We start from the raw sequence: 10424 nt of genomic DNA on the forward strand, positions 1-10424 counted from the left end.
CCCGGGGGGCGTGCCGGCGGATCGTGTCGCGGATGCGGTCGAATCGCGCGCGGTCCACGAGATCGCACTTGTTGACCACCACGAGGTCCGCCTCCGCCAGGTGCGCCGTCAACCGCGGGTGCCGCGCCAGGGCGTCGTCGAGCCCTTCGGCGTCGACGACCTGGACCATCCCCGCGTGCCGCACCACCTCGCGCGGCACCTCGTGGACCATGCGCGACAGGATCGCCGGCTCCGCCAGCCCGCTGGCCTCGATCACCGCCAGGTCGAGCCCGTGCTCGGGGTCGGCCAGACCGGCCAGGGTCTCTCCCAGCTCGCTCGCGTCGACCTCGCAGCAGACACACCCGTTGGCCAACGAGATCATCGAGTCCACGCGCCCCGCGACCGACGTGGCGTCCACGTCGATCTCGCCGAAGTCGTTGACGATCGCGCCGATGCGCAGGCCCGGCGTGCCGGACAGCAGGTGGTTGAGCAGCGTGGTCTTGCCGGCACCCAGGTAACCGGTGAGGACCAACACGGGCAGGGGCTCACCGGGGGCGCGGCGGGCGTCCCCGCTCACGCCACCGCCCCCGGCGAGATGCCCGTGCGTGGGCTGGTCCCTCAGCGGCGCCACTCGGGCTTCCGCTTCTCGGCGAACGCCGACATCCCCTCGGTCTGGTCCTCGGTGGCGAAGAGTGCGTAGAAGGCGTTCTGCTCGGCGAGCAGCCCCTCCTCGAGAGTGGTCTCGAAGGACCGGTTGACCGCCTGCTTCGCCGCGATGGCGGTGGTCTTGCTCATCGAGGCGATCTTCCCGGCGACCTTCATGGTCTCGTCGAGCAGGTCCGCGGCGGGGACGACGCGGGTGACCAGGCCGGAGCGCTCCGCCTCGTCCGCGTCCATCTGTCGGCCGGTGAGGCACAGGTCCATGGCCTTGGCCTTGCCCACCGCACGCGTGAGCCGCTGCGAGCCGCCCATGCCCGGGATGACACCGAGGGTGATCTCGGGCTGGCCGAACTTGGCGTTGTCACCGGCGATGATCATGTCGCACATCATGGCCAGCTCGCACCCGCCGCCGAGGGCGAACCCGGACACGGCCGCGATGATCGGCGTTCGCGCGGCGGTGAGTCGCTTCCAGTCGCCGAAGTAGCGCTCGAGGTAGATCCCGGGGTAGCTCTTGTCCTTCATCTCCTTGATGTCGGCGCCGGCCGCGAAGGCCTTCTCCGAACCGGTGATGACGATGCAGCCGACGCCGGGGTCGGAGTCGAGACCCTCCACGGCCTCGACGACCTCTTTCTCCATGCCGCTGCTCAGCGCGTTGAGCGCCTTGGGTCGGTGCAGCGTGATGACCGCGACGCGGTCGCTCTGCTCCACCAGGATGTTCTCGAACTGCTTCTCGGTCACGGACATCGCGTGCTCCAGTCTGCGTCAGGGGATACTTGGACTTCCTTGTAAAAAGTCTCCGGGGCCGATGTTAGCCGGTCATCTGGCGAGCGGTCCCCCGTTCCACAGCCCCGACCGTACGGCCTCACCGTGGTCGATGGTCGCCTCCCGGGCCGCGGGCACCAACGGCTCGTACCGCACCAGCGAACCCCAGTCCCGTGACCAGTCGTGCTCCAGATAGGTCGGCACGGTCTCGCCGGCCAGGAGCAACTCGATGAACCCGAGGGGCCCGCCACCGTCCCACGCCTGCCAGGTGTTGGTGGAACTCACCGCGAGGTCGCGATCCGGCAGGACCCGGTACTCGGGCAGCTCGTGGATACCGGCGTACTCCTCGAACGGTCGCAGACACGGGGTGTGGAAGGCCACCGCCCAGTCGGGGAGCACCGGGCGGGAGTCACCGACGAGCTCCTGCATGGTCACCAGTTCCGGCATGCGCGGCGGGGTGAACGCGATCCACCGCGACGGGTCCGGGTCCAGGTCGCGCACCACGAGCCGGATCGCCGTGGCGTCGGTGGGCAGGGTGTCGACGGGCACGCGCAGGTTCCGCCAGGACGGCGCCGGGCCGATGTCGACGGGCAGGACCGAACCGGCCGGCTCGAACCGGTCGGCTGCGGTGGCGAACTCCACGCGGATCGCGTCCGGCGCGAACGAGCCGGCCACGGCGATCGTGATGAGCGGGCTCTCCTCGTCCCGTTCGGGGAGCCGATACCAGTCCGTGGTGGTCTCGGCGTTGAACTGCGGGCCGGTCTGGTAGCTGCCGAGCACGGGGACGCGGGCCGGGTCGAGACCGAAGGGCAGGACGGCGTGACTGCCGTTGATGCCCTCCCCCGCGCGCACTCCGCCCTCGGTGCCGGCGGTGGTGGCGGTGGCGTCGGAGTCCTCCCCGGTTCCCGGGGTGTCGGTGTCCACGGCCTGGGTGGCGGTGAGGTCGGTGGGGATGCCGTCGGGGATGAACTCCACCGGCTGCGCGCCCGCCTCGAGCTGGTCACGGGGGTCACCGACCGGGGCGAGCAGTCCGGCGTTGGCGTCGGGCTCGGCGAGCACCATGTCGGCGATACCGCACGGCTCCCCGGACAGCACCCGCAGGTTCTGCAGGCCGACCGAGTAGGCGGGGTACTGGTTGCGGACCGCGGCGGCCATGGAGGCCACGATGACGACGACGACGAGGGCCGCCGCGAGCCCGAGTGGGGCGTGCGAGACCTCACGCAGGACCCGGACCACGGGGCCGCGATCGGCATCGGCGGGCACCGACCCCGTGGGCCGCACGAACGGCTCCCGGTAGTGCAGGACCAGCGCGAGCAGGAGCGCGATGACCATCAGCCCGAGGAATACCGAGGAGAACGTGATCCCCGCGATCGAGGGCTGCACGCCACCCCACGGGATGCCGTAGATCGAGATGTACCACCAGCCGTTGGTGGAGGTGAAGCTCAGGGCCAGGACGAAGAACACCGCGGCGAGGAACAGCATCCGGTTGCGCAGCGACCGGGTGGCCGCCGGCAGGACGGCCATGGTCACCAGGGCCGCCAGCGCGGCGCCGATCGTGGCGAACGCACCGAAGTGGTGGGTCCACTTGGTGGGGTTGAGCGCCATGAACGCGATCGACATGGCGGCCAGACCCACGATCCGTCGGGCGGGGCCCACGGCCACGCCGGGGATCCGCCCCTTGCGGAACAGGATCGCGGCGCACGTGATCAGCGACAGGAACATCGCCAGGACCGCGAACCTGCGGGCCAGGGACCCGTCCGGCGTCGGGTTCATGAGCCACTCGTACCGCCACACCTCCTCGAACCAGCGCCCCGTGGGGCCGACGTCGCCGAGCAGCGCCGACGACTGCAGCGTGGTCACCAGGGGCTGGTCCAGGAAGATCAGGTGCAGCACGCCGAGACCGGCGGCGAACAGGGGGGCCACCGTCGGGATCCAGCCGTCGCGCCGTGCCCGCCGGATCACCAGCAGCAACAGCGGTCGGGAGGCCGCGATGATCGCCGCGATGCAGAAGGTGCCCGTGGGCGCCGCGGACAGGGTGAGCCCGCCGATGATGAAGCCTGTGGCCGCGGGCAACAGCCTGCCGGTGGCCAGGGCGCGCTCCAGCGAGACCCAGGTGGCAAGCACACCGAAGGCCACGATCGGCTCGGGGCGCAGCCCGTTGTTGTAGGTGAGCCAGAACGCGAGGAACACCGCGGCGGTACTCCACCGGACGGCCGACGCACGGCGGGCGGCGATGCCCAGTCGCGGGATCACCTCGCGGGACAGCAGCATCCACGACGCGATCCCCAGCAGCAACGCCGGCAGGCGCAGCCACATACTGCCCACGGTGACGGAACTGATCGCCGTGTACAGGTAGTACGGCATACCGAACGGCGCGTACGGGGCGCCGTAGTACCGGAACACCTCCGGCATGTAGCCGCTCGAGACGGCGGCGCGCGCCTCGGTGAGGATGTACCCGTCATCCGCCGTGTTGGCCCCGATCACGTGCCAGACCAGGAGCGTGGCCACGACCACCAGGTCCAGGGGACGGGGCTTCCACCACCCGCGCGGCAGCACCCGTCGTCCGACGCGTCCGTCGCGCAGGTCGAGTCGGTGCAGGGCGACCAGCGCCACGACGATCGCGAGGATCCCGACCACGATCGCGATCTGCTTGATCACGGTCGCCTGCGTGGTGTAGCGGGAGTCGACGGTGATGTCGACGGACATCCCCTCGGGCGCCGGCCCCTGCAGATCAGTGAAGACCCCGACGACCTGCGGCCGCAGATCCTGGTCGATCCGCCCGCCCACCTCCCCGTCGTCCGAGGCGAGACCGACGAACTCCGCGCCGATCGAACCGGAGTCGGCCACGACGCGGATCACCGAGCACGCCCCGGGTGAGGCGACCGCGTCAGTGGGGGCGGCCGCGACCAGCACGTTCCGGCTGCGCACCTCGACGGTGGGGCCGGCCACGGACACCACGAGCGCACGCGCGCCCGCGTTCTCTCCCGCCTGACGGGGCGCCGTGGACACGAGCACCCCGTTCTCACGGCCCTGGTCGCGGAGCTCCCCCACCGCCGCGCACGGGACGTCCACCGCCAGGTCGAGCGGGTAGTAGGCCACGAGGGGCGCCGTCACGGGGTCGAGGGTCCCGGCCTCCGGCCAGCTGATCGTCGAGGTGGTCTGGGTGACCGGGAGCAGCGGGACGATGATCGCGAGGAGGATCCCGACCAGGCCGCTGACCGCGGCGACTATCCCCCACCGGGTTCCTGTACGGGACCTGTCCGGCACGTCACGGACCTCGGTGGCAGTCGATGGCATGGCGTCCACGCTATAACGACCGACGGGGGTTCCCCGAAACGACGAACGCGCCGGAGGGAAACCCTCCGGCGCGCTGCGCTCTCGGTGGCCAGAGTCGGGATCGAACCGACGACCTTCCGCTTTTCAGGCGGACGCTCGTACCAACTGAGCTACCTGGCCATAAGACCACCGGCGCATCCGGTAAACCGAATGCGCCGGTTGTCTCCTGCGACCCTGACGGGACTCGAACCCGCGACCTCCGCCGTGACAGGGCGGCGCGCTAACCAACTGCGCCACAGGGCCGTGCTTTTCGCACGAGACAGAACAGTAATCGACGCCCACGCCGGACGCAAATCGCGGGACCGGCGGTGGTTCCAGGGCAGCTCGGAACGGGTCCGGACGGGCCCCGAGACGAGAGAAGTCCCGGCCGCCGACGAACGGTGACCGGGACTCCTGACCTCGTACCCCCTACGGGATTCGAACCCGCGCTGCCGGCGTGAAAGGCCGGTGTCCTAGGCCGCTAAACGAAGGGGGCGTACGCCACGTCCGGGATCGCCGGGCCGCAGCGGGTTCGAGTTTAGGGCACGGCCCAGCAGACGTCTAAACCAACCACGCCCGAGCCGACGCCCGTCGGCGCGAACGGGGACGGTATCGTGACCGACGCCCCTATAGCTCAGTTGGTAGAGCTACGGACTTTTAATCCGCAGGTCGTCGGTTCGAGCCCGACTGGGGGCACCACGATCGGCCGGGCGGCACAGGGCGCCCCCATTGGACCTGGCCCGCCCCGCGCTGGGACACTCGGATCATGTCCGCACCCACCGCCACCGGCGGGCCCGCCCTGCGCATCGGCCCCCTCGAGCTCGCCTCACCGGTCGTCCTGGCGCCGATGGCGGGCGTCACCAATGTCGCCTTCCGCACGCTGTGCCGCGAACTCGAACGTGAGCAGCAGGGTTCGGTGTCCGGGCTCTACGTCTGCGAGATGGTGACGGCGCGGGCGCTCGTCGAACGCCAGCCGGGAACTCTGCACATGGCCACGTTCGCGCCCGACGAGTCCCCGCGCAGCCTGCAGCTGTACACGGTGGACGCCGAGTACACCTACGCGGCCGCCAAGATGATCGTCGACGAGGACCTGGCGGACCACATCGACATCAACTTCGGGTGCCCGGTCCCCAAGGTCACCCGACGCGGCGGCGGGTCGGCGATCCCCTACAAGCGGCGGCTGTTCCGCTCCATCGTCGCAGCGGCGGTCCGGGCCACCGAGGGCACCGATATCCCGGTCACGGTGAAGATGCGGGTGGGGATCGACGACGAGCACCACACCCATCTCGACGCCGGCCGCATCGCCGTCGACGAGGGCGCCAGGGCCGTCGCCCTGCACGCACGGACCGCCGCCCAGCGGTACTCCGGCGAGGCGGACTGGTCGCAGATCTCCCGCCTGGTCGAGCACATCGGCGAGGTCTCTGATGTCCCGGTGCTGGGCAACGGCGACATTTTCTCCGCCGAGGACGCCGTCCGGATGCGGGAGCAGACCGGGTGCGAGGGCGTCGTGATCGGCCGGGGCTGTCTGGGCCGGCCGTGGCTCTTCTCCGAGCTCGCCGCCACCCTCGACGGGCGCGAGGCACCGGCCCCGCCCACGCTCGGCGAGGTCGGCCGCATCATGTACCGCCACGGCGAACTCCTCGCCGAACACCACGGTGAGAACAAGGGCATGCGCGACATCCGCAAACACGTGGCGTGGTACCTGCGGGGGTTCCCTGCCGGCTCGGGCAAGCGGGTGGCCCTGGCAGCCGTCCGCACCCTGGACGACCTCGCGGAGATGCTCGCCGATCTCCCCGCCGACGAGCCCTTCCCCGCGGACGGGTACGGCCCGCGCGGCCGCCAGGGATCGCCCTCCCGGGTTCTCCTGCCCGAGGGGTGGTTGGACGATCCGGAGGACGACGCGGTGGCTCTCGAGGGTGCGGACGCGGAGAACTCGGGCGGCTGAACCGGCGCCTCCGGCACCGGCGCGGATGACGTGTCCCCCTGTTCATCGGCCGTTCATCGCCGGTATCGATAGTGCGGTTGACATGCCCGTATGCTGGTTCACATGCGTCTCGTCTACTCTGAAGAACTCGCGGATCTGGCCACCTCGATGGCCCGGATGTGCTCCCTCGCCACCGACGACATGGAGCTGGCGACCCACGCCCTCCTCCAGGTCGACCTCGTGGCCGCCGAGAGGGTTCTCCAGTCCTCGACGGAGATGTCCCGGCTGGCGACCGAGAACGAGGAACGCGGGTTCGCGCTCCTGGCCCTCCAGGCGCCGGTCGCCCGTGATCTCCGGCAGGTGGTCACCTCCATCCAGCTCGTCCAGGACCTCACCCGGATGGGCACGCTGGCAGGGCACGTCGCCAAGATCGTCCGTCGGAGGCATCCGGAGAGCGTGCTCCCGGAGCCCGTCAACGGGTACTTCGCCGAGATGGGCCGCGTCGCGGTCTCGCTCGGCCGGTCCGCCACCGAGGTGCTGCTCAACCGGGACGCCGAGCAGGCCGCCACCCTGGCCCAGCAGGACGACGCCGTCGACGACCTCCGCCGCCACCTGTTCACCCTGCTCACCGTGCGCGAGTGGAAGTGGGGAGTGGCGTCGGCGGTCGACGTCACCCTCCTCGGTCGCTACTACGAGCGGTTCGCGGACCACGCGGTGGAGGTGGCGCAGCGCGTGATCTTCCTCGCCACCGGCGAGTACGCCACCCTGGCGGAGGACGATCCCGAGCACTCCTCCGCCTCCAACGAGGAGCTGGTCCGCCGCTTCAACGAGACCGACAGGTCGTTGACGCACCGCGTCTCGGGGGACGACCCGGGGAAATCCGGACCCAGCTGACAGCCGGCCGGGCCGCGACGACGAGCGCCCCGGTACCCGCCTCGTGGGCGGGTACCGGGGCGCTCGGCTGTATCCGGCGGCTCAGCCGAATCGGCCGGAGACGTAGTCCTCGGTCTGCTTGTGGTCCGGGTTCGAGAAGATCTTCTCCGTCGAGTTGACCTCTACCAGCTGGCCCGGCATGCCGGTGGCCTCGAGCGAGAAGAACGCGGTCTGATCGGACACGCGCGCCGCCTGCTGCATGTTGTGCGTCACGATCACGATGGTGAACTCGCTCTTGAGCTCGGCGATGAGGTCCTCCACCGCGAGGGTGGAGATGGGGTCGAGCGCGGAGCAGGGCTCGTCCATGAGCAGGACCTGGGGCTCGATGGCGATCGCGCGGGCGATACACAGGCGCTGCTGCTGACCGCCGGAGAGCCCCCCGCCCGGCTTGTCCAGTCGATCCTTGACCTCGTTCCACAGATTGGCGCCGCGCAGCGACTTCTCGGCCACCTCGTCCAGGGTCTTCTTGTTCCTGACGCCCTGGAGCCTGAGGCCGGCGGTGACGTTCTCCTTGATCGACATCGTCGGGAACGGGTTGGGCCGCTGGAACACCATGCCGATGGTCCGTCGGACGGCGACGGGGTCCACCTTCTTGTCGTAGATGTCCACGCCGTCGAGCTTGATGGATCCCGTGGCGTACGCGCCCGCGATCTCCTCGTGCATGCGGTTGAGCGAGCGGAGCACGGTGGACTTGCCGCAGCCGGACGGGCCGATGAACGCGGTCACCGAGCGCGGGGGGACGTGGAGGTCGACGTCCTTCACGGCGTGGAAGTCACCGTAGAAGATGTCGACGTTCTCGAGGTCGAGTCGCTTGGCCATGACAGGGTCCTTACTTGGTCTTCGGCGCGAGCGCCTTGGAGGCGAACGTGGCGAGGACGTTCGCCAGCGCGATGATGATGATCAGGGTGAGGGCGGCGCCCCAGATCCGGTACTGGCCGGCTTCCGTCGGGTTCGAGAGCTGGTTGAAGATCAGCAGCGGCAGCGAGGCCATGTTGCCCTCGAAGAGGCTGTAGTTGAAGCTCGCCGTGTACCCCACGAGGATCAGTACCGGGGCGGTCTCGCCCATCACCCGGGCGATCGAGAGGAAGACCCCGGAGATCATGCCCGACAGCGCGGTCGGGACCACGATGCTGACGATGGTCTTCCACTTGGGCACGCCGAGCGCGTAGGACGCCTCACGGAGCTCGTCCGGGACGAGCTTGAGCATCTCCTCGGTGGAGCGCACGATCAGCGGCAGCATGAGCAACACCAGCGCCAGGCTCACCGCGAACGCGCTGAGCTGGAACCTCAGCACCGAAACCCAGACCCCGAAGATGAAGATGGCGGCCACGACCGAGGGCACGCCCGCGAGCACGTCGACCATGAAGGTGGTCGGCTTGGCCAGCCTCGACTCGGGGTACTCGACCAGCATGATGCCCGCCGCCACCCCCAGCGGGATCGAGATGACCGCGGCGATGATCGCCTGGACGAGGCTGCCGTAGATGGCGTGCCCCACACCGCCACCCATCGAGGACGGGGAGACGAGGAAGAACGAGTTCGTCCACCAGGTGGGGTTGATGACCGCGGGGATACCGGACTCGATCACCTTGTAGAGCAGCGCCACCAGCGGGATGACGGCCAGCACGAAGCACAGCGAGAAGATCACCGTCGCCGCCCTGTCCTTGATCCTGCGGCTGCCGGCGATCGGCAGGAACGTGTCCGACGGCTTGGCGGGCTTGGCGAGGTCGGGAGTTGCCTGTGTCATCAGCCGTTGACCTTTCCACCGGACACGGAGCGTGCGATGAGGTTGACGAAGAAGGTGAGGATGAAGAGCACGAGACCCGCCGCGATGTAGGCACCGGTCGGCAGCGGGTGGTTGAACTCGGCCGCGCCCGACGCGATCTTGGAGGCGAACGTGAAGCCGCCGTCGAAGAGCGACAGCGTGCCGGGGGCGCTCGCGGCCCGCAGGATGATGAGGACCGCGACGGTCTCGCCGAGCGCCCGGCCGAGCGCGAGCATGGAGCCCGCGATCATGCCGGACTTGGCGTAGGGGAAGCACGTCATCCGGATCTTCTCCCACTTGGTGGCGCCCAGGGCGAGGGCGGCCTCCTGGTGGAGCGAGGGGGTCTGGCGGATGGTCTCGCGCGACATCGAGGTGATGATCGGCAGGATCATGATCGCCAGGACCACCCCGGCGGTGAAGATGGTCCCGCCGCCGGCGATCGACACGTTGCCGTCGCCGAAGAGGAAGATCCATCCGAGGTTCTCGTTGAGCCACGTGGACAACGGGACCAACAACGGCCCGAGCACGATCAGGCCCCACATGCCGTAGATGATCGACGGGACCGCCGCGAGCAGGTCGATGAGCGCCGACAGCGACCTCGACAGCCGGGCCGGTGCGTACTGCACGAGGAACGTCGCGATGCCGATGGACACCGGAACGGCGAGGAACAACGCGAAGAGCGAGCTCAGCACGGTCACCCTGAACATGTCGAGGATGCCGAACCGCATGTTGTCCGGATCGCTCGTGTTCCACTCGGACGACGTGAGGAAGTTGACGTTGTTCGCCAGGAGGGAGGGCGTCGCCTGCATGACCAGGACGATCGCGATCAGGGCGATGAGAGCGACGATGACGGCGCCGGCCGCCACCGTGACGCCCCGGAACACCGCGTCCGCCTTCTGCGAGGACCGGCCCTCGAGGAGGTCGCCCTTGGCGCCCTTCTCCGTATCCGGCACCGACCCCGAGCTGCCGGGGAGCCCGCCGGACTGCCCGGTGTTCCGGTCGACGGATTCGTGAACTGTCATGGGACCTTCAGTCGCTCGGGGGATGAGATGGCCGGTCACCGGCTCGCCGCGATCAGCGGCGGGCCGG

At 69.6% G+C, this 10424-nt stretch carries 8 protein-coding genes and 4 tRNA genes; 3 read left to right on the plus strand and 9 right to left on the minus strand.

The features are described from left to right. The 6 genes from G6018_RS04195 to G6018_RS04220 form a co-directional block, all read right to left on the minus strand. The coding region (locus G6018_RS04195) for a GTP-binding protein (RefSeq protein ID WP_182638848.1) at positions 1 to 610 on the minus strand (610 nt) is incomplete at its 3' end. After that, the gene (locus tag G6018_RS04200; protein WP_179524630.1) at positions 598 to 1383 is read right to left on the minus strand and encodes an enoyl-CoA hydratase; all 786 of its coding nucleotides are present in this window, start codon (positions 1381 to 1383) and stop codon (positions 598 to 600) included. The genes G6018_RS04195 and G6018_RS04200, both read right to left, overlap by 13 nt. A 72-nt stretch (positions 1384 to 1455) precedes the next feature. Continuing rightward, entirely contained in the window at positions 1456 to 4698 is a 3243-nt protein-coding gene (locus G6018_RS04205) for an arabinosyltransferase domain-containing protein (protein ID WP_182638850.1), read from the minus strand. Between the two features lie 85 nt (positions 4699 to 4783). Beyond that, a tRNA-Phe gene (locus G6018_RS04210) sits at positions 4784 to 4857 on the minus strand. A gap of 49 nt (positions 4858 to 4906) precedes the next feature. Beyond that, a tRNA-Asp gene (locus G6018_RS04215) sits at positions 4907 to 4980 on the minus strand. 159 nt (positions 4981 to 5139) lie between these two features. After that, a tRNA-Glu gene (locus G6018_RS04220) sits at positions 5140 to 5212 on the minus strand. Positions 5213 to 5339: 127 nt separating this feature from the next. Here G6018_RS04220 and G6018_RS04225 point away from each other — a divergent pair. From G6018_RS04225 to phoU, 3 genes are all read left to right on the plus strand, one after another. Then, positions 5340 to 5415, plus strand: a tRNA-Lys gene (locus G6018_RS04225). A gap of 67 nt (positions 5416 to 5482) precedes the next feature. Next, entirely contained in the window at positions 5483 to 6661 is a 1179-nt protein-coding gene (gene dusB, locus G6018_RS04230; protein WP_182611014.1) for a tRNA dihydrouridine synthase DusB, read from the plus strand. 102 nt (positions 6662 to 6763) lie between these two features. Next, entirely contained in the window at positions 6764 to 7534 is a 771-nt protein-coding gene (phoU, locus tag G6018_RS04235; RefSeq protein WP_182618102.1) for a phosphate signaling complex protein PhoU, read from the plus strand. Between the two features lie 81 nt (positions 7535 to 7615). Here the strand turns inward: phoU and pstB are convergent, their stop codons facing one another. The 3 genes from pstB to pstC are packed head-to-tail and all read right to left on the minus strand — an operon-like array spanning position 7616 to position 10357. Then, complete coding sequence (pstB, locus tag G6018_RS04240) at positions 7616 to 8392, minus strand: phosphate ABC transporter ATP-binding protein PstB (RefSeq protein ID WP_179524626.1); 777 nt, start codon at positions 8390 to 8392, stop codon at positions 7616 to 7618. A gap of 10 nt (positions 8393 to 8402) precedes the next feature. Beyond that, positions 8403 to 9317, minus strand: a complete 915-nt coding sequence (gene pstA, locus G6018_RS04245) for a phosphate ABC transporter permease PstA (protein ID WP_179524625.1) — start codon at positions 9315 to 9317, stop codon at positions 8403 to 8405. Beyond that, positions 9317 to 10357 carry a phosphate ABC transporter permease subunit PstC gene (pstC, locus tag G6018_RS04250; RefSeq protein WP_182611016.1) on the minus strand — a complete coding sequence of 347 codons (1041 nt, stop codon included), beginning with the start codon at positions 10355 to 10357 and terminating at the stop codon, positions 9317 to 9319. The genes pstA and pstC overlap by 1 nt, the downstream gene beginning before the upstream one ends. Positions 10358 to 10424 lie beyond the last annotated feature (67 nt).

The sequence above is a fragment of the Dietzia sp. DQ11-44 genome, assembly GCF_014145205.1.
Lineage (GTDB): Bacteria > Actinomycetota > Actinomycetes > Mycobacteriales > Mycobacteriaceae > Dietzia > Dietzia natronolimnaea.

Coding starts and splice junctions, on each gene's coding strand:
- G6018_RS04200 (WP_179524630.1), bottom strand. CDS start 1,383: ATGTCCGTGACCGAGAAGCAGTTCGAGAACATCCTGGTGGAGCAGAGC.
- G6018_RS04205 (WP_182638850.1), bottom strand. CDS start 4,698: ATGCCATCGACTGCCACCGAGGTCCGTGACGTGCCGGACAGGTCCCGT.
- dusB (WP_182611014.1), top strand. CDS start 5,483: ATGTCCGCACCCACCGCCACCGGCGGGCCCGCCCTGCGCATCGGCCCC.
- phoU (WP_182618102.1), top strand. CDS start 6,764: ATGCGTCTCGTCTACTCTGAAGAACTCGCGGATCTGGCCACCTCGATG.
- pstB (WP_179524626.1), bottom strand. CDS start 8,392: ATGGCCAAGCGACTCGACCTCGAGAACGTCGACATCTTCTACGGTGAC.
- pstA (WP_179524625.1), bottom strand. CDS start 9,317: ATGACACAGGCAACTCCCGACCTCGCCAAGCCCGCCAAGCCGTCGGAC.
- pstC (WP_182611016.1), bottom strand. CDS start 10,357: ATGACAGTTCACGAATCCGTCGACCGGAACACCGGGCAGTCCGGCGGG.